Here is a 20,236-nt window from a genome sequence, read left to right on the forward strand (position 1 = left end):
CAGATTGCGTCATCGCAATCTGGGTTTTCTTATTAATAAACGGAAACTACATTTACTGTTACTTTAAACAAGTCTCCGTCTACTTCAATTTTCATACGAGCAGCATGTAAATCTACAATTGATTGTGCAATGGCTAAGCCAAGGCCTGATCCATCTGTATGACGAGAAGCATCTGCTCGCTTGAAGCGTTCATAAAGCTCCTCAACATTTTCACCAATCTCATATTTCGTTACATTTTTTATAACAAATTCAGCTTCACCATTGTGTTGACGAAGTGTCACATAGACGCGTGTACCTTCTAGTGCATATTTCAACGTGTTGACGATTAAATTATCCAGTACTCTCCACCACTTTTGACCATCAACATTTGCAAATAATGGCCCCTCTGGTGTATTCACACGGAAATCTAACGCAGATTTCGTTATATCCTCTTCATGTTCAGCAAGAGCTTGTTGTAGCAACTGATTCAAATCAACCCGTTGTTTTTGAAGCTCAATGTTGCCTGAAGCCATTTTCGAAACTTCAAATAAATCTTCGATAAGCGTTTTTAAACGCTGTGATTTTTTATCTAAAATCGCAATATATGAATGGCGTTCTTCCTCAGTAACATTTGGTTTTTTCAATAAATCTGTGTACGTAATAATCGATGTTAATGGTGTGCGCAAATCATGGCTTACATTAGTGATTAGTTCTGTTTTTAGACGTTCACTTTTCGCCTGCTCAGAAATCGACGTGCGAACGCCATCACGTAAATCATTTAGATTTTTGGCATGTGTAGCAAGTGCTGATTTACCTTGTATTTTAATTTCATTGCTCAAACGCCCCGCAGCCATTTGTTCTGTTTCTTTCATAATACGATTTAAATAGCTCATTCGGGTTAAAAATAGTAGCGTCGCTGGTAGTAGGATGAATAGAAACAGCGGGATGTATATAAGGAATAATTGCACTGTTAAAAATGAACCAGCAAGACCTAATCCACCCAAGAACATAATTCCGAGTAGCATAACTGATTGGAAACCGATGCTACGATTTAAGAATAAATCCTGTAACTTCTCAAAAGCTTTTCTTGCTAAACTATTCTGATATGCTTTTACACGTTTTTCTTCGCTATTTAGATCTTCAAAAACAGATACTAATTGTGCAAGGAATATCCATAAAATGAAATATAATATTACTAAAGCAAAGCCAATTCTGAGTAACTGATACACGCTAATATGATAATAACTATATTCAATCCTATTTTCTACTACAAATAAGCTGATAAACAGAGCCCATATCGTAACAAGTAGGCTAATAATTCGTACATCAATCGACCATTGGCGAATCCAGTTTGCAGCATTATTATTCTCTAAAAAGGCTTTCTTACTTGATTTCCAATTGACAAATAATATTACTAAACTTACTAACCCTAACCCCCAAATAATAGAGTACCAAATTTGGTTTGCTTTAAATGCTTTATAGTCCGTAGCAAATTCTGCATATTGTAGTGCATTCTTTGGAATTGTGATTAGCCCTTCGTACTGGTACGTTTTATCAATAAGTGCTTGGTCGATGTCACTTGGCTCTAGCTTTGTCGATATACTATCTGAACCTCCATACCAAGAATTCCCCTCACTATATGAATCACTTGAATAATCAGTATTAATACTATTCGACTCAAGTAATTCTCTCCCTTTTCCATATTTAATACTAAATGCAGCCGGACTTTCTACATCACCAAATGTAGTTGTTTTCTGTGTATCTACATCAGTTAATTTAAAAGCAAAAAAGCGATAGTTATTTAATAAATCCCTTTTTTTACTACTTACATCTGCCACGTAATCATCTATGGCTCTTTTCTTACTGTCAATAATTTTAGCTTTAATATGCTCATCATCTTCAAAATTTTTCGTAATATCATCTATTTTAGCATCACGTTCTTTAATCAAAGCCGCTTTCACTTTTGTTGACTTAGAATCGATTGCTTCAGCAATACGGTCTTCGTATTGGCTATTAATATTCTCAATTTGCTCGCTTAAACTACCATATCTTGTGCGGTGTTCCTCAATCTCATTCTCTGTCACAGTAACTGCTTTTTTTGCCTCATCAGCATCAATAGGATTTAATAGCAGAGGGCCAATATTGTTTGTAAACTCATATAACTTAGATTGAAAATCTTCAGAATCAAAGTAATCCTTCCCTATATATTTCTGACCTTGCTGTACAAATGAATACACACTGAACACAACAATTGTTAGCAGAAACAAACTAAAAAGCCTTTTAGAATTGTTTTTCATTATTACTCTCCCCCCATCCATCTTGTTAGCTGAGCAAATGTTCTAGTCGTCCTTGCAAAGCTTAAATCTACTAAATCTAAAATAAAAGATAAACAATAACTCAAGCTGATGACTGCTATAAATAATGCAAGGATTGACCATAAAAACGCATTATTGTTTCTCGATTTTGTAGCCAATGCCCCACACCACCTTTAAAAAACGCGGATTTTTTGGATCCACCTCTATTTTTTCTCTTATTTTACGAATATGCACTGCCACTATATTTTCTGCATTGTATGCAGGCTCGTTCCAAACGCGCTCGTAAATTTCCTGAATCGAAAATACACGACCAGCATTCGCCATCAATAGTTCAGTTATCTTAAACTCAATTGGTGTTAGTTTCACTGAATCCCCATCAAGCGTTACTTCTTTGGATTCCTGATCCAGTACTAATCCTTGCACAGCAATTTTCGATTGTTGCTCATTATATGTTCCAAGTTTCACATAACGGCGCATTTGTGATTTCACACGCGCCACAAGCTCCATCGGATGAAAAGGCTTAGTCACATAATCATCGGCTCCGACGGACAAACCATGTATTTTGTCCGAATCCTCCGCCTTCGCACTCAACATTATTATAGGAATGTTACGCTCCTCACGAATTTTAAATGTCGCCGTAATCCCGTCCATCTTAGGCATCATAATATCCAAAATTATTAAATGTACTTCATTTTCAGAAAGTATCTCCAACGCCTCAAGACCGTCTGCTGCCTTTAATACGTTGTAGCCCTCATTTTTTAAATAAATCTCAATTCCATCACGAATATCCTGGTCATCATCCGTTACAAGTACCGTATATTCTGCCATCTCTCGCACCTCATCCCTCAACAAATTTAAATATATATTTTACTCATTCATTAATTTCGTAGTTCTATAACATTAATAATACACATCAAATCTTAAGACCACCTTATCACAAAAATGAAGAAATTCTTAAGGTTTATAATAAATGCTGAAGGCGCTCGTTCAGCGGCGAGGTCGTTAGAAAAAAACTTGTTTGTTGCATCAACTCGACTGTTTGTTGTGCTATCTTAGTTGTTTGTTGCGCTAACTCCGCACTTTGTTATTTAGCAGAATATTCACGTCCTAATTTGCTTACATAATTCCGAAACTAGCTCACGCTACTCATATCTATACTTCATTTTCCCCACAAAAAAACTACTTAGCCTTAACTAAGTAGCTAAAATTTTATTAACTTTTTTAACACGACCGCCAAATGTAATAACTAAAATACCACCGAGTAGCATGGCAACACCAATCCATGCCGTTACGCTTAAGTACTCACCTACTAGAAATACGCCGAGTATAGCAGCGGTTAATGGTTCTCCGAGTGATAGTGTCACTGCTGAAGATGATGATATTTTTTGCAAGGCAGTTAAAAATAACAAATACGCGATACTCGTATCGAACACGCCCATGAATGCTAATGGTAACCAGTTTGCACTTTGTCCGACCCATTCAATTCCATACACTAATGAGATTGGACACAATAATAGCGCACTGATTGTAAATGTCATCGCTACTGCTGGCAATGCTTCTACTTTTTCCATTGATGCTTTGCTTACATGTGTATAGATTGCAAAAGCTGCTCCTGCACATAGAGCCATGGCAATACCTACCGGATTTACAGTTGCCTCTCCTTTATTTACAAACAATAATACACAACCAACTATCGCAAGTAATGTTGCTATTACCCATGTGAGTGTCGGTCTATTTTTGAAATAAAGCCAATCAATTAAACCTGCAAATACTGGAGAACTCCCAATTGTTACGACCGTTCCAATTGCTACGCCAGTCAAACGTACCGATGAAAAAAATAATGGTTGGAACAGGGCCATCGATAGTGCCGCAAAAAATGTATACTTCCAAGCCCAATGGCGGAATTTTATCTTTCTCATTAAAATAGCTATGCACAGTAAAGTGCCACCACCAACTGCTGATCGCATCATGGCAACAGTAAGAGGATTAATATCATCTGTTAAAAATGTCTGTGTAGTACCAACTGTTCCCCATAAAACAGCTGCCAGCAATACAAAGGCATACGGTAATTTACTCACTTAACACCTCACTCCTTATGTATTTTTTCATAAATATACCATAAATTCTGAAAGTTGAGGCAAACAGTTTCTTCTATTATAATGAAGGCAAAAGGAGGCATTGATCTATGTACAAAACCGTCGCAGATACAGCGAAAGATATCTCAATGCCAGAGCCACAAGTGATGCGTTACATCCTAGAAGGTCGCATTCATGCCGTTCACGATGGCGAACAATTTTTAATCAGCAGTGACCAATTTGAGCGTTACCATGAACAACTTGAACGTATCAAAGAAGAAATTGAAATTTGGAAGAACACGCCCATTCCAGAAGATATTGATATTAAAGATGAAGACTAAAAGACAGCCAAGAGCTGTCTTTTTGATTTGGATTATATAGAGAGAAAATTAAAACACCAATGGCATTTTACAATAGCCACTGGTGTTTACGATATGTAGAAGCTAGCATCTGAATGCCGCAACCAATATTTAATTAGATTGTAACAGGTGCTGTTTGTTTAGCTAGCATATCTGCATAATCTTCAACCATTACACTTGCAGTTGGGAACATTCCCGCTCCTGGTCCTACAAGAGTTAGGGTCCCAATGTAGTTTGTATCAAGAGCAACAGCATTATTAACGCCTTCGATTGAGTAAAGTGGATGTTCTGGACCAACTAGTTCAGGTCCTACTTTAGCAATTAACTCACCGTCTTCACCTAACTGTACATCCGCTACATGACGGTAACGTAAACCTTTCGCAGAAGCTTCTTCTACTTGCTCAGAAGTGATTTCAGTAATCCCAATTACATCAACATCTTCCCATCTTGGCTGTTTACCAAATGCTAATGCACTAAGAATCATAAGTTTTCGGAATGCATCTTGACCAGAAATATCGTTATACGGATCTGCTTCAGCATAACCAAGGTTTTGAGCATCTTTTAATACATCATCGAATGCTAACCCTTCACTACGCATTTGAGTAAGGATGTAGTTTGATGTTCCATTCAAGATGCCTTGGATATGGTGTACATCATTTACACGTAAAATATTTTGCATTGTTTTAATGACAGGAACACCACCAGCAGTTGTTGCTTCGTAGCCCACTTGTACGCCATATTGCTTCGCTTTTTCTTGTAAAACTAAACCATGTTTAGAGAACATTACTTTGTTAGCTGTAATAACGTTACAACCATTTTCAATTGCAAGTGATGAATATTTAAATGCTGGTTCTTCCCCAACTATTGCTTCAAATACAACTTGTAAATCTGGAATAGCTAAAATTTCTTCAAAGTTATCTGTAATTAACTCTTGTGGTGCATTTGAACGTGGTTTAGTCACGTCACGCACTAAAATTTTAGCAATTTCAATATCTACTCCTAATGTTTCCTTAAACTGTTCACGCTTTTCATTAATGATATGATAAATGCCTTGCCCTACAGTACCAAATCCTAGTATTGCTACCTTTACTGCTGCCATATGATCGCCTCCAAAAATAATATTACAATCGTACACTCAATTTCCAAATTGTTTTTAAAATCTATCTAGCATTGATGACATCAAAGTCAGGTGTTAAAACTCATTTTGTAGTTCCAATTCTGTCTGTGTTTCAGCACATCACCATATGATATGGACTTCCAATTAATTCAGAGAATAAGACGTATCGCTATTTACTAATTATGTTGCTGTACAACTGTATTGATCTCCTTTACAGCGTATCTCACCCATAATCCCCTTACGAATAGTTTTTCAAATAGCGTTTAGCAATTTTATCAATTACTAATACACTGTGCTTCAATTTTTTTACTTATTGATGATTCTAGACTATAAATGAACAGATTACAAGAAAAATCTTTCCTGGAAGGACAATTGTTTTTCTCAGAAGGTCATATAAGATGAGAATAACAACACTTTAGCTGTATTTTGAAATTTAAGATTAAATGTCACTAGTTTTAAAATAACGATTTAAAAAGAAAAAAGGACGACATAATGCCCCTCGTCATCCTTTGTCTTAGCCTTTTCTTCATTAATAAATACTTACTTTGTTACAACAGCTTCTGTTACTTTTGCAAAAGCATTATCTAGTGCTTCAATAATATCCTCAATTGCTTCTAAACCAATTGATAAACGGACAAGTTCTTCAGATACACCCGCTAGAACTAATTCTTCTGCACTTAATTGTTGGTGTGTTGTAGATGCTGGATGGATAATTAACGACCGTGCATCACCAACATTTGCTACATGCGAGAATAACTCAATGTTATCAATTAACTGGCGACCAGCTTCACGACCACCTTTAATACCGAATGTTAATACTGAGCCAAAGCCATTTTTTAAATACTTTTTCGCATTTTCATGAGTGGCACTGTCTTCAAATCCATTGAAGCTAACCCACTCAACATTTTCATGACCACGCAAGTATTCAGCTACTTTTTGAGCATTCTCATTATGTCGTGGTACACGTAAATGTAATGTTTCAAGTCCTTGAATTAACTGGAATGCATTGTCAGGACTTAATGTTGGACCAAAATCACGTAGCAATTGTACGCGTAATCGAGTTGCGAATGCAGCACTTGCAGTATCAACACCGTAGCGAATACCATGGTAAGATGCATCTGGCTCTGTATAGTCAGGGAATTTCCCTTGTGTCCAATCAAATTTACCAGCATCGACAGCAACACCACCGATTACTGTACCATGGCCACCAATCCATTTTGTTGCAGAGTGCACTACAATATCAGCACCGAACGCTATTGGATTTGAACCATATGGTGATGGAAATGTATTATCAACAATTAATGGAATCTCATTTTCATGTGCGATATTTGCCAAAGCTTCAATATCCACTACAGTTAAACTCGGATTACCGATTGTTTCCACATAAATTGCTTTTGTATTTTCTTGAATCGCTGTACGGAAATTTTCTGGGTCTCTTTCATCTACAAATGAAGCTGTAATGCCATAGCGTGGTAAAGTATTGGCTAACAAATTATATGTACCGCCATATAAACTACCTGAAGCAACAATATGATCGCCTGCACGCGCAATATTTAAAATTGAAAACGAAATAGCAGCCATTCCTGAAGATAGTGCTACTGCCGCTGTTCCACCTTCTAATAGAGCAACGCGTTTTTCAAATACATCGACAGTTGGGTTCATAATACGAGAATAAATATTACCGGGTTCTTCAAGTGCAAATAGTTTTTGAGCATGCTCCGTACTATTAAAAGCATAAGCAGTTGTACGATAAATTGGTACAGCACGAGCACCTGTTGTTGGATCTGCCACTTGGCCACCGTGTAATAATAAAGTTTCTGGACGTAAATTTGTCATCATTCATTCCTCCTAAATGTTTTTTTGAGATGGCAAATCGGAGGTGTGAGGAGGATTTTTTGGAAAAATAAAAACCCTCTTCGCTAAGAAGAGGGTTGCATAAGCAATTTTTCCTCCCCTTATCTGTCAGATCCGATTAAAAATCTGTAGGAATTAGCACCATTGTGAGTTCGTCACTCACCGGTTGCTGGGCATCGCAGGGCCTATCCCTCCGCCGCTCTTGATAAGAGTATTTGATTCAGTTCCATCTTGTTGACAAGTATAGAAGATATCTCGAACTAATGTCAATACTTTTATTTGTTTTTTCTGAACATTAAATTTAATAGCTATGATTTTATGAAAGATGAATTTAATTTAAGTAGACTTTAAAATATGTTAGCCTAAAGATAGAAAATAAATATATATTATTTAACAAAGGGGATTCAGATAATGACAAGAGAATTACTACGTAGTCACGCTTCTGTACGTAAATATACAGGCGAACTTATTTCTAAAGAAGTAGTTTTAGATTTAATTGAAACAGCACAAATGGCAGCGAGCTCGCATTTCGTACAAGCTTATAGCGTTATTTGGGTTACAGATGAAGATAAGAAGAAAAAACTTGGAGAACTTTCTAATAATGAATTCCAATTCGGAACAGCGGGTGCTTCATTTTTATTTTGTGTAGATTTTAAACGACTGCAGGTTGCGGGACAAAAGAATGGTGTAGAAATTATTGCTGATACTGCAGAGAACGTACTTGTGGGTGTAGCAGATGTTGCACTTTTCGCTCAAAACTTCGTTATTGCTGCTGAAGACCAAGGTTACGGTATTTGTTATATTGGTGGAGCGCGTAATAATCCAAAAGAAATTAGTGAATTATTTGGTCTTCCTGAATACGTATTCCCATTGTTTGCTATGACGATTGGTGTACCTACGAAACGTAATGAAACAAAACCTCGTTTACCAGTTCAAGCTGTACTACATGAAAACAATTATGATGTAGAACAATATGACACATTGTTAGATGAGTATGATGCAACAATGGAAGGTTACTATGCAAGTCGTGGGTCGAATCGTAAAATGGCCAATTGGACAAAACAAATGGCGGATTTCTTAATAGAACAGCGTCGACCACATATCAATGAATTTTTAGCACAAAAAGGCTTCACTTGGAAGTAAGGGACATAGCTCCGAAATTAGGGATACCTAGTTTTAGAGCTTTTCTTTTTGAGTTCAACCTATTATAAGTTGTTTTACTACACCTCAATTCTTTCACCTATTTATAATCCCATTAAAAAACCTGCCACTATTTAGTGGCAGGCAGGCATTTTATTCTTTTACTAAACCTTCAATTACTAGCTCTTTTACAGGTAGGAAGACTTCGCCTGAATTGATATATTTCACTTCGACTGTGTCACCTTCTTGTAGATAAATTGCTAGTGGTACAACTTCTGAGCTGACGCTATAGTTATCTTTGTTATCTAACATAAACGACACTGTTGTAAAGTCGCCATTTTTTTCTTTATAAACGCGGACAATTTTTCCTTTAATAGTAGCTTGCTCTTGCTTAGAGCTACCGTTTACTGAACTGCCTCCACGACTTAGGATAGCTTTATATTGTCTTAATGCCTCATTTGGAGTAGCTCCTGAAACTGAAAGCTCAGGATTAGCAGCTGAGACGATGAAATAATTTTGTAAGAAACCGTTTGAATCGAGCACTGGTGTTAACCAGCTTGCTTCACCATAGAAGTTGTAGATGATTGGCATTTGACCATGCCACTTTTTCTCGATAAATTTCTTTTCGATTATTTGTAATGCTCCTTGAGAATCCATGTACGCTTCCTCTTGGTTCCCCGTGTAATACGTTGCCTCTCCAGTTCGGCCATTTGTTAATGAATAACCGAGCATTGAATCGACACCTTCTTTAGGACTTGTAAAATCTGTGAAGTAGTACATATCACCATTTTCATCAAAGATTGGGCTAACATTAGCTTCCGTTCCTTCATCCGAAGGTAATTTCACATCTTTTTTCCCAAATTTACTATTCCAGAAACCGTGAACATAGTTACCAAAATAGCTATTTTGAAGGCTTACTGCTTCCGGTGAAACTGCACCGTCGATAAATGTTGGTACATCTTTTAAAGCAAATGTCTGAGATTTACCTGTTTTTGCATCGACCATAACAATACCTTCTGCATCAAAGCCGTTACGCGCTGTGATGAATTTCCCATATGAACGAATATAATATGGTTTACCATTATCATCAACTTCAAGTTGAGGCTCACCGTAGAAAATTTTCGTTGGATTTTCTAAACGAATATGACGCTCAACATTATTGTTTAAAAATGAAGAAGTTGTATATTTCATTTCTGATTTGATGAACTTTGGATTATCTGAAGAATCAGTAGCACTCATTTTAAAATAACCTGGTGTTACTTTCCCCTTCGTCCATTTAAAGAAGCCTGAGAATTCAACAGGCGCAATATACACAAATTCGCCGTTAACCTTCTGAATTTGCAAACTACCTAATTCATAGTAGCTTGTATTTGGTACTTGGCTAAAAGCCTTTTTCATTTTATTACGAGCAAATTTTGGCGGTACGCTTGCAGGTGTTTTTGTTTCATCAAATGCCTTCAGTTCCACTTTTTGTGTCATTTCAGCTGATGTGTATTTTTCATTTGCATTAAATAATGGCGCTGCCAAAATATATACACCAAAACCTAAGCTTCCTAAAAACAGAATACCTTTCAAATTACGTTCTATACCACTTGCAGACCAAGCTCCAAGCGCTGTTAAAACAATTATCACTGGCCATAAAAGTGTCCAATTTTGATCAATTATTAGAACATAGTAAATTGTTGCTGTCGCTATAAATGCAACTATGAATACGAAAATAAAGAATTGGATTTTGAATTTAGCTTTCAAATCTCCATCTTTTGTTTTACTTGTTATCGGTACGATTAATAGTCCAGCTACTGCTGCAACTATCGCCGACATTATTAATGTAGCAATCATTTTGATCATCCTTTCACATATCTATTTTACGATACAATCTTCAGAAAGTTTCAGTTATATTTAATAAAAGAAAGGTTTTATTTATTTTAAGCAAGAATACTATTTAATGAAAGGAGGTGAGAATATGAAACAAAAGATTCTCATTAGCTTAATCATAATTTTAGGCATCATTTATATTTTCTTTATACCTGCTGAACCTACTATTGTGAAACTAAGCTTTAAAATTATTCCAATGCTTCTCATTATTTGGTTAGCTTCTCTTCAAAAAGCATCTCCCAATACAAGTTATAAAACTTGGTTACTACTCGGTTTATTCTTTTGCATGATTGGCGACGCAACACTCCAATGGTTTTTATTAGGTTTAACTAGTTTTTTAATTGGCCATATTTGCTACATCGTTGCATTTATACAACTTAAAGAAAAAGTGATTGCTAAACCTGCAGCTACCCTTTTATTACTTTATGGAGGGTTTATGGTTATTTGGATTGCTGGGACTGTTTTTAAATCTGGAGACATCATATTAGGTGTTGCTGTTATCGCATATATCACTGTTATTTTAACAATGGGATGGACAGCTATTCAGACAAACTCGAAGCTTGCTACAATTGGAGCACTATCATTTATTTTCTCAGATTCAATTTTATCGATTAATATGTTCATTACTGATGTACCTTTTTCTCATGCACTTATTATGGTGAGCTATTACGGTGCTCAGCTATTATTTGCTATTAGTATTTCTTATTATTCCGTCATCCGAAAGAAAGTGTTAGAATAATGACAATGCTTTTACAATAAGGGGGATATTCCAAAATGAAAGAAACCGTGATTGAAAGACTAGTACGTTATGCACAAATTGACACACAATCTGATGCTGAAAGCGAAACAACTCCATCAACTGAAAAACAATGGGATCTACTTCATGTACTTGAGAAAGAATTGGCCGAAATCGGTATGACTGAAATATCTCTTGATGAAAATGGATATCTATTTGCTACACTACCAGCTAATTCAGACAAACGATTACCAACAATTGGTTTCCTAGCACACGTTGATACAACTACTGATTATACTGGTACAAATGTTAAACCACAGCGTCACGACAATTACGATGGTGGAGATATTCAATTAAATGAAAACACAGTTCTATCTCCCAAAAACTCACCAGAGCTTGCCAATTATGTAGGGCAAACATTGATCACTACTGATGGTACTACACTACTTGGTGCTGATGATAAAGCGGGTATTGTTGAAATTATGACAGCTATGGAATATTTAATTGCTAATCCTGATATTAAACATGGTAAAATCCGAGTTGCCTTCACACCTGATGAAGAAATCGGCCGTGGACCACATAAATTTGATGTTGAAGCATTTAATGCTGATTTCGCTTATACAATGGATGGTGGTCCATTAGGTGAATTACAGTACGAGAGCTTCAACGCAGCTGGAGTAAAAGTAAAAACTTTCGGTGTGAGTGTACACCCAGGCTCTGCCAAAGATAAAATGGTCAACGCTATTACAATGGCTATTAAATTCCAATCTTATATGCCTGCAGATGAAGTACCCGAGAAAACATCTGATCATGAAGGTTTCATTCACCTAATGAACTTCAACGCCCATATCGAAGAAGCAAGACTTTCTTATATCATTCGATACTTTGACCGAGAAGAATTTGAATCAAGAAAACAATTATTTAAAGAAGCTGAAGCTAAAATTAAAGCTGAATTCGGTGAAGATGCCATTACTATTGAAATAGCAGATCAATACTATAATATGGCCGAAAAAATTGAACCACAAAAAGAAATTGTTGATGTAGCCTTTAAAGCAATGGAAAATCTAGATATCAAACCTTTAATTTTGCCAGTACGTGGTGGTACAGATGGATCTCAACTCTCATATATGGGAATGCCTACTCCGAATATCTTCGCTGGTGGCGAAAATATGCATGGTAAATTCGAGTATGTCTCTGCTGAAACAATGGTTAAAGCTACTGAAGTTATCATAGAAATTGTCCAATTATTTGAACAACAGGCATAAAGTGTATTAATAGGTAGGTGGTATTTTGAAGGAAATTGCTTTAGGTGTTTTAGCGTCATTATTTTTTGCTGTAACTTTTATATTCAATCGAATAATGGAGTTAGATGGTGGTAGCTGGCTATGGAGCTCATCATTACGTTACTTTTTCATGATTCCCTTTTTGCTAGTTATTGTGATGTACCGTAAAGGCGTACAACCAATGACAAAGGAAATGAAAAAACAACCTAAAGCTTGGCTATTATGGAGCTTTGTAGGGTTCGTCCTATTTTATGCACCGTTAACATTCGCTGCTGCTTATGGACCTGGTTGGCTCGTATCGGGTACATGGCAATTTACAATTGTTGCAGGAGTATTATTAGCACCTCTTTTTTTCATACGACTTGGTGAAAAAGCTATACGACAGAAGATTCCTATTTTGTCACTGCTTATATCGTGCATTATTTTAGTAGGGATTATATTAATTCAAATCCCTAGTGCTAAAACAGTATCTGCAGAAAGCTTAATGCTAGGCATCTTGCCAGTTATTGTTGCAGCGTTTGCTTATCCACTTGGCAACCGTAAGATGATGGATGTTTGTGATGGTCGCTTAGATACCTTTCAAAGGGTTCTTGGCATGACCATCGCTTCGCTTCCTGCTTGGATTATTTTAGCTGCTATTGCTCTAATAACAGTGGGGTTTCCTTCTGCTAGCCAAGTGATTAATTCACTTTTTGTTGGGATTAGCTCTGGTGTTATTGCGACGATCCTTTTCTTTATAGCAACAGATCGAGTCCGTAATAATCAAGGAAAACTTGCAGCCGTCGAAGCTACTCAATCGACTGAAATTCTATTCGTTATTGCAGGAGAGATGATTATCTTAGGTATTCCTTTACCAGAGCCACTCGCCCTATTCGGCTTAGCTGTTATCATCATCGGAATGTTCTTACATAGCTATTACACAATGTTGATGAAGAAAAAACAAACGCCCACTGTGGAAACTCAGTGAGCGTTTGTTTTCATTTAAAGCTATTAATAATTTATTCAAATAAAACAGTTGTCATAATGAAATAGTGAATATATTCGCTCACAGAAATCATCACAACTCCATTTCAATACACCTGAGGCGTTTTCCATTTTATAGTTTCAAAAAAATACTTAGCCAATATTTTATTTGCTTAACGGAATTTCCTTTTACAAATTTGAATGCATTCTATTTAGCTAAATGATAGTGTTCAGAACAACAAAAAACGGCAAGCCACTAAAGGCTTACCGTTCCAGTCTTATCGATATATTCTTAAACTTTTGAGGGGGGTTTAAGAACACATTGTATTGTTTAGCTAAATTTTGGAGAAAAGTAGCTAATTAAAGTCCTTCTCTACTCGCTATGTTGTAAAGGAGGTTTTTCTTTATATGATAATGATAATCATTATCATATAAATAGTCAAGCATTTTATTGAAAATTCACTTATGTTTTATACTTTGGAAATTATTACTTTCTTTTTTCTATGAAAGTATGAATATTTATCCAATAATTCTTTAAAATTTTATTGTATAGTATTTTGTAAGAGGTGATTAAATGGGTAATTTATCTATGGATCAAAGACAGCAACTAAATGCATACAGCGTATATACGGACGAGCCATCAACAGTACTCTTCCGGCTAAATCAATTACAAGATGATTCATTTCTTCCTGATTTTATGAATCTTATTTATGCCATAAGTGGTGTAACGTCAGAAACAACTGCGATTTCATATTTCACAAAACGCTACGGCATGTTCATCGCTATGCAGTTTTACATGCTTAGTACATATGACGAAGTTTGGGATAGCGATGTTTCCTCAATCCATTTTGGAGCATGTGAAGAATTTGGTAGAACAGCACTTTGCACATATATAAAAGAAGATGATTGGCGTGTTGTTGATGATTCAGAACGTGAGGAAGTAATTGCACATATTTTACTCACACAATGTCATGAAATCATCCAGCAGTTACGCAAGATTACATCTGTTTCTCCATTAATGCTATGGGAAAACATTTTCGGATATATGCTTTGGCATTTTCACACCCTACTTTCTAATCCTGGAACTGAAGATCAGGCACGTATTGATTTAGACATTTTAGAGGATGACAAAGTATGGTCTAAGTTTTTAAAGCGATCTCAGTTTGCAAAGTATACTGGTGGGCAACATCCATCTAAATTAGTCAATATACCTGTTCGTAAGACATGTTGTTTTTCAAAAGACGTACCAGGATGGTTACAATGTGGCTTCTGCCCTTTAAAATAAGGATTTTCTTTCCTATCTAAAAAACCCAAAAAATTAATTGTTATTTTGATTAAAATAATCATAAATTTTTCTTTACAATTTCCAAATTGAGGATTATAATGTGAATAATAAAAGTTTCCTACAGGAAACTTTATTGTGCACACAACAATTTTGAGAGTGAGGGAAACTATGACGCAAGCTAGAGAGAAGACTGTCTATAAACGCTTCCGAGGCCCTACAGCTGAGGATGTATTAAGAGGTGATGTGAAGGGTTTCAGACGCATTTTACCCTTTCTAGGTCCAGCCTTTATCGCTGCAGTCGCTTATATAGACCCAGGAAATTTTGCAACGAATATTACTGCAGGCTCTGAATATGGCTATTTACTATTATGGGTAATCGCAGTTTCTAACTTAATGGCTGTCCTAATCCAATCTCTTTCTGCGAAACTAGGGATTGCTACAGGTAAAAATTTACCGGAAGTTGCTCGTGAAAACTTTTCTAAAAAAACATCGATATTTTTATGGATACAAGCTGAACTAGTCATTATGGCAACCGATTTAGCTGAATTTATTGGTGCTGCTCTAGGGATGTACTTAATATTCGGCATTCCAATGTTACCTGCAGCGCTTATTACAGCAGCTGGTTCATTTGCTATATTAGAATTACAACGTCGTGGATATCGTGCATTTGAAGCAGGCATATCTGGAATGGTTTTAATCGTTGTTGCAGCATTTGCATTTCAAACATTTATGGCGCAACCAGATGTCGGTGGTGTCATTTCAGGTATTTTCACACCACGATTTGAGGGTGTAGATTCCATCTTACTTGCAACAGGTATTTTAGGAGCAACTGTTATGCCTCATGCAATTTATTTACATTCTTCATTAACACAAAGTCGTGTTATTGGCCGTACCAATGAAGAAAAGAGAAGAATTTTCCATTTTGAATTAATCGATATTGTCATTGCTATGGTAATTGCAGGAGCAATTAATATGAGTATGTTAATTGTTGCAGCTGCCGTGTTCTTTAAAAAAGGTATTGCTGTTGAAGATTTAGACGTTGCATTTGATGGTTTAACACAATATATCGGACCAATGGCTGGTATTTCTTTTGGTCTCGGATTATTGATTGCTGGTCTAGCGAGTTCTTCAGTAGGTACGATGGCTGGAGATATCGTAATGCAAGGGTTTATACGAAGAAAAATCCCAATTTATTTACGACGAGCAATTACGATGTTGCCGCCTCTTGCTATTATTGCATTTGGTGTTAATGCAACTTATGCATTGGTATTAAGCCAAGTCATATTATCATTTGGTATCGCATTTGCACTCGTTCCCCTTATCATCTTTACAAGTAATAGAAAAATCATGGGCGAGCTGGTAAATTATAAAATTACTACAATTATTGGCTGGATAGTTGCTGCAATCGTAATTTCCTTAAATTTATATTTACTTTATCAAATGGCATTCGGTGCATAATCATAAACAAGTTCGAGCACACTTCTATATACAAGGGAGTGTGACTAAATGGAGAGACCTGAAATTCCAGCTGATAAAAAGATTTTCACTGATTTGCCCTATCTAGATAATCCTGATGTTGTCGATACAGATTCCATTAGCTTGTTCGATTTGCATGAAGATATGCAAACAGTTGACGCCATTCCTGTTGAAGAATTGAATGATGAAGTGAAGGAAGAAGACAATCATCATGGAACAAAATCAACCTCTTCTACAAAACGGAGATACGCACGCTCGAAAGAGGATACTGAAACGTAAGATCGAATATTTTATTAAAGTATTAAAAAGCCTTACTTAAAGTATTTATCTATACTTTAAATAAGGCTTTTATTTTCAATAACTAATTATCTACATAATGTACTTGGGATATCTGGTTGAGCACCCATTTCAGTTACTACAAATGCCGCTACTTTTGAAGCGTATGCAATAGCATCTGTAAGCAAATCTCCATGACATAATGCAACCGCTAAAGCTCCGTTAAAAGAATCTCCTGCTCCTGTTGTATCCACTGCTTTTGCCATTTCAGCTGCTATGAATCCACTTTCTTCGGAAGTCATATAAAACGCACCTTTACTTCCAAGCGTTACGACTACTGCTTGTACTCCTTTTCCTATCATTATAGAACATGCCTTTTGCAAGTTTTCTTCCGAATCTGCTGATATTCCTGTTAACAATTCAAGTTCTGTTTCATTAGGTGTTAAAATTGATACTTTCTGTAACAGTGAATCTGGAATATTTCGTGCAGGTGCTGGATTTAAGATGATTTTCGTCCCATTTGCATATGCAAGCTCTGCAGCCTTTTCTACTGCTTCAATAGGTATCTCCAACTGTAATAGCAATATATCACTTGTTTTAAAAGCAGCTTCTGATTCTTGAATCTGTTCAGGTGTTACAAGGAAATTGGCTCCTGGGAATAGAACAATCGAATTTTCAGCAACACTAGAAAGCTGAATGATTGCTTGGCCTGTTGCGCCTTGAGAAGAAATCGCTTCAGTGTTAACACCTTTTCTCTCCATATTCTCTTTCGCACGAATGCCGTGGTCATCAGCTCCAACACTTCCGATAAATTGGACGTCTGCACCTAGCTGCCCTGCAGTGACTGCCTGGTTAGCTCCTTTCCCCCCAAAATACAGATCATGTTTCGTACTGTGAATTGTTTCACCTTCTTTTACTATATGAGGTACTTCATATACAAGGTCAATATTAATACTACCTGCTACTATTATTTTTTTATTCTTCATTTAACTTGCTCCTTTATGGCTTAACTTTTTCGGAAATGGCAGCTAGGAGCTGGGCCTGCGTAGTTATATCATCCGATAAGGATAATAATTTAGCCATTTTTGTTACGGCAGGAGGCTTTAACATACTCATTTCAAGAACATCAGGGTTATAAAAAATTTGATTTACATTATCGTCTACAACTATTTTATGATTCGCCATAACAACAATTCTATCAAAATATTCAGTTACAAACTCCATATCATGTGTAATTGTAATTACCGTTTTTCCCTTTTCTTCAAGTACCTCTAAAATGTGTACCAAACGTTCTAAACCAACCTTATCTTGGCCAGCAGTGGGTTCATCTAAAATAATAACATCAGAATCCATTGCTAAAACAGATGCAATTGTTACAAACTTGCGGACAGAATAAGGTAAATTATATGGATTCTCATCATTAAATTTTTTCACACCGCATAAATCCATTGCCCAATCTGTTAGTTTGTCTACTTTCTCTTCAGGAAAGCCCATATTTTTAGGGCCAAAACGTACTTCTGATTCTATGTTATTATGAAAAATTTGATCATCAGGATTTTGAAAAACATAACCTACTTTTCTAGAAATTTGCGCTGTTGTGTATTCATTTGTATCCATATCGCCAACTAAAACATTTCCTTTAGTTGGCTTTAATAATCCATTCATTAATTTAACAGCTGTTGTTTTCCCTGCACCATTTTGTCCAATAATAGCAATCCTCTCTCCACTTAATATAGACAAACAAAAATCCTCTAAGGCTAGAGTTTCATCTGGATATGAATAACTTACATTATTTATTTTTATATTAGTCATTATTCTCCTCCCACTCTATGTCTAAAGATTTCGGTAGTTCTTCATTTTGAATAGGGATAAATTTTAATGGAACACCCATCTCTTTAAGATTTAAAGCCACTTCAGTAACATATGGGTATTGAATATTATATGTTGAATACTTGGGATCTGAAAAAACCTCTCTTACAGGACCCTGCATAACAAGTGATCCTTCATGGAGTACTAATATATTATCGGCATACTCTGCAATTAAATCCATTTTGTGCTCTACAAGTAATACCGTTTTACCTCGTTCTTTCATGAGACGAATAACATTAAATATGTCTTCAGTACCAATGGGATCTAACTGAGATGTCGGTTCATCGATTACCAAAATGTCTGGATCCATTACAATAATGGCGGCTAACGCAACACGTTGCCTTTGTCCTCCAGATAATTCAAATGGATTTTTTTCTCTTAAATGCTCAATGTTCACTAGTTTTAATACATCTTCAACTCTTTGTATTATTTCTTCAACTGATACACCTAAGTTTTCTAAACCATATGCAACTTCATCAAAAACAGAGTCTTTTACACCAGAAATTTGACTGAAAGGATTTTGAAATACATAGCCAATTTTCTCACCTAGTTGTCCAAGTTGATAATCTACAATTTGCTTGCCATCTACAATAACTTCTCCTGCTAATTCACCTTTATAAAAATGTGGAACAAAACCACGTATCGCATTGCACAGCGTTGTTTTGCCAGCTCCATTATTTCCAACAATAGCTGTAAATGCTCCTTTTTGAATTGAAAATGTAATATTTTTCAAACAAAAATCATCGCTAACAGGGTAACGATATGACATATTTTTTATTTCAATGATATTTTTCATAAGAAAAACCTCCAAACAATAAGACTAATCATCAAAATAAGTAATACAATTGGCATTATCCTATCAGAGCTACTTTTCTTTAACTTATGTAGGCTCGTTTTTTTAGTAGGCGCAGAAAATGCACGTGATTCAAGCGTGATAGCACGTTCCTCCGTACTGGCAATAGAAGATAAAATTAGAGGCGTTAATATTGGTATAAATGCCTTTGCACGTATCAAAAGTGATCCTTCCGTTTCCACTCCTCGAGTCTTTTGCGCTTCCATGATAGTATTTGCTTGGCGTCTCATTTCAGGAATTATTTGAAGCGTTGATAATACAATATACGCACCCATGGGTGGCATACCCAAATCTTCCAGCGCTTTTACGAAATCACGTATTTCTGTAATCCTGAAAAAAAGTATGAAAGCTGAACCCATTGCTAACACACGTGAAGTTAGTACGAGTCCGTACTGTAATCCTTCTTTAGTTACCTCAAATATCCACCATTCACCTATAACTTGGTCTCCTGGATAGAAAAAAAGTTGCATTAAAAATACGATTCCCAGTAAAAACACTAATGCTTTCACAACAATGTCTAAATATTGTTTTCCTACTCCCGCAATAATAGCTATCACAAGTAGTATAGGAAACCATGTAAATGCAAATATATAACTAGGTAATATAATTACTGAGATTGTTACAAATAAAGAAAAATACAATTTTGTCAATGGATGCAATTTTAATATTGGATTTAGTTTCATTGGCATCTCCTTAAAAATATGTCTTAAAATCTAAATCATAGAGAAAAAAGCCCCTTCCTTTCCATTGATAAACTAACAACGAAAATAGAAAGAGCTTA

Annotated in this window: 19 protein-coding genes and 1 riboswitch; of the genes, 8 read left to right on the forward strand and 11 right to left on the reverse strand. The window is 35.9% G+C overall.

Annotated elements, in window-relative coordinates; genetic code table 11:
- Positions 1-32 precede the first annotated feature (32 nt).
- The 4 genes from ACQKM9_RS07365 to ACQKM9_RS07380 all read right to left on the reverse strand — a co-directional run bounded on the left by ACQKM9_RS07365 (position 33) and on the right by ACQKM9_RS07380 (position 4,372).
- Complete coding sequence (locus ACQKM9_RS07365; protein ID WP_427733734.1) at positions 33-2,276, reverse strand: histidine kinase dimerization/phospho-acceptor domain-containing protein; 2,244 nt, start codon at positions 2,274-2,276, stop codon at positions 33-35.
- A 2-nt stretch (positions 2,277-2,278) separates the two neighbouring features.
- Positions 2,279-2,452, reverse strand: a complete 174-nt coding sequence (locus ACQKM9_RS07370; protein ID WP_427733735.1) for a hypothetical protein — start codon at positions 2,450-2,452, stop codon at positions 2,279-2,281.
- Positions 2,427-3,122: a response regulator transcription factor gene (locus ACQKM9_RS07375; RefSeq protein WP_427733736.1), complete on the reverse strand. Its 696-nt coding sequence runs from the start codon at positions 3,120-3,122 to the stop codon at positions 2,427-2,429. Before ACQKM9_RS07375 ends, ACQKM9_RS07370 begins: the two co-directional genes overlap by 26 nt.
- Before the next feature lie 365 nt (positions 3,123-3,487).
- The gene (locus ACQKM9_RS07380) at positions 3,488-4,372 is read right to left on the reverse strand and encodes a DMT family transporter (RefSeq protein ID WP_427733737.1); all 885 of its coding nucleotides are present in this window, start codon (positions 4,370-4,372) and stop codon (positions 3,488-3,490) included.
- Positions 4,373-4,479: 107 nt separating this feature from the next.
- Between ACQKM9_RS07380 and ACQKM9_RS07385 the strand changes: the two genes are divergently transcribed.
- A complete protein-coding gene (locus ACQKM9_RS07385; RefSeq protein ID WP_427733738.1) occupies positions 4,480-4,710 on the forward strand; it encodes a DNA-binding protein in 231 nt (76 codons plus the stop codon).
- Positions 4,711-4,843: 133 nt separating this feature from the next.
- On the opposite strand, the gene ACQKM9_RS07390 is transcribed toward ACQKM9_RS07385, so the two are convergent.
- Both ACQKM9_RS07390 and ACQKM9_RS07395 read right to left on the reverse strand, forming a co-directional pair.
- A complete protein-coding gene (locus ACQKM9_RS07390) occupies positions 4,844-5,827 on the reverse strand; it encodes a homoserine dehydrogenase (RefSeq protein WP_427733739.1) in 984 nt (327 codons plus the stop codon).
- A 558-nt stretch (positions 5,828-6,385) separates the two neighbouring features.
- Positions 6,386-7,681, reverse strand: a complete 1,296-nt coding sequence (locus ACQKM9_RS07395; protein ID WP_427733740.1) for an O-acetylhomoserine aminocarboxypropyltransferase/cysteine synthase family protein — start codon at positions 7,679-7,681, stop codon at positions 6,386-6,388.
- A 116-nt stretch (positions 7,682-7,797) separates the two neighbouring features.
- Positions 7,798-7,911: riboswitch (SAM riboswitch) on the reverse strand.
- A gap of 199 nt (positions 7,912-8,110) precedes the next feature.
- Here ACQKM9_RS07395 and ACQKM9_RS07400 point away from each other — a divergent pair.
- The gene (locus ACQKM9_RS07400; protein WP_427733741.1) at positions 8,111-8,842 is read left to right on the forward strand and encodes an NADPH-dependent oxidoreductase; all 732 of its coding nucleotides are present in this window, start codon (positions 8,111-8,113) and stop codon (positions 8,840-8,842) included.
- Positions 8,843-8,992: 150 nt separating this feature from the next.
- Here the strand turns inward: ACQKM9_RS07400 and ACQKM9_RS07405 are convergent, their stop codons facing one another.
- Positions 8,993-10,678, reverse strand: coding sequence for a hypothetical protein (locus tag ACQKM9_RS07405; protein ID WP_427733742.1), 1,686 nt, complete (start codon positions 10,676-10,678; stop codon positions 8,993-8,995).
- Positions 10,679-10,802: 124 nt separating this feature from the next.
- On the opposite strand from ACQKM9_RS07405, the gene ACQKM9_RS07410 reads away from it, so the two are divergent.
- The 6 genes from ACQKM9_RS07410 to ACQKM9_RS07435 all read left to right on the forward strand — a co-directional run bounded on the left by ACQKM9_RS07410 (position 10,803) and on the right by ACQKM9_RS07435 (position 16,736).
- Complete coding sequence (locus ACQKM9_RS07410; RefSeq protein ID WP_427733743.1) at positions 10,803-11,453, forward strand: lysoplasmalogenase; 651 nt, start codon at positions 10,803-10,805, stop codon at positions 11,451-11,453.
- A gap of 35 nt (positions 11,454-11,488) precedes the next feature.
- A complete protein-coding gene (gene pepT / locus ACQKM9_RS07415) occupies positions 11,489-12,715 on the forward strand; it encodes a peptidase T (protein WP_427733744.1) in 1,227 nt (408 codons plus the stop codon).
- 25 nt (positions 12,716-12,740) lie between these two features.
- On the forward strand, positions 12,741-13,700 hold the full coding sequence (locus ACQKM9_RS07420) for a DMT family transporter (protein WP_427733745.1): 960 nt from the start codon (positions 12,741-12,743) through the stop codon (positions 13,698-13,700).
- Between the two features lie 570 nt (positions 13,701-14,270).
- The gene (locus ACQKM9_RS07425) at positions 14,271-14,981 is read left to right on the forward strand and encodes a Fe-S oxidoreductase (protein ID WP_427733746.1); all 711 of its coding nucleotides are present in this window, start codon (positions 14,271-14,273) and stop codon (positions 14,979-14,981) included.
- Positions 14,982-15,149: 168 nt separating this feature from the next.
- The gene (locus ACQKM9_RS07430; protein ID WP_427733747.1) at positions 15,150-16,439 is read left to right on the forward strand and encodes an Nramp family divalent metal transporter; all 1,290 of its coding nucleotides are present in this window, start codon (positions 15,150-15,152) and stop codon (positions 16,437-16,439) included.
- A 48-nt stretch (positions 16,440-16,487) separates the two neighbouring features.
- Positions 16,488-16,736, forward strand: coding sequence for a hypothetical protein (locus ACQKM9_RS07435; RefSeq protein ID WP_427733748.1), 249 nt, complete (start codon positions 16,488-16,490; stop codon positions 16,734-16,736).
- Between the two features lie 86 nt (positions 16,737-16,822).
- Here the strand turns inward: ACQKM9_RS07435 and rbsK are convergent, their stop codons facing one another.
- Genes rbsK through ACQKM9_RS07455 form a run of 4 tightly spaced genes read right to left on the reverse strand, consistent with a single transcriptional unit; the run spans position 16,823 to position 20,138 of the window.
- Positions 16,823-17,719, reverse strand: coding sequence for a ribokinase (gene rbsK, locus ACQKM9_RS07440; RefSeq protein ID WP_427733749.1), 897 nt, complete (start codon positions 17,717-17,719; stop codon positions 16,823-16,825).
- Between the two features lie 13 nt (positions 17,720-17,732).
- Positions 17,733-18,545 (reverse strand): energy-coupling factor ABC transporter ATP-binding protein, encoded by an 813-nt coding sequence (locus tag ACQKM9_RS07445; RefSeq protein WP_427733750.1) that lies wholly within the window; start codon positions 18,543-18,545, stop codon positions 17,733-17,735.
- Positions 18,538-19,398 (reverse strand): energy-coupling factor ABC transporter ATP-binding protein, encoded by an 861-nt coding sequence (locus tag ACQKM9_RS07450; RefSeq protein ID WP_427733751.1) that lies wholly within the window; start codon positions 19,396-19,398, stop codon positions 18,538-18,540. Before ACQKM9_RS07450 ends, ACQKM9_RS07445 begins: the two co-directional genes overlap by 8 nt.
- Positions 19,395-20,138, reverse strand: coding sequence for an energy-coupling factor transporter transmembrane component T (locus ACQKM9_RS07455; RefSeq protein WP_427733753.1), 744 nt, complete (start codon positions 20,136-20,138; stop codon positions 19,395-19,397). Before ACQKM9_RS07455 ends, ACQKM9_RS07450 begins: the two co-directional genes overlap by 4 nt.
- Between the last annotated feature and the right edge of the window lie 98 nt (positions 20,139-20,236).

Origin of the sequence: Viridibacillus sp. NPDC093762 (genome assembly GCF_050279675.1) — a bacterium.
In the GTDB taxonomy this organism is placed as follows: Bacteria; Bacillota; Bacilli; order Bacillales_A; family Planococcaceae; genus Viridibacillus.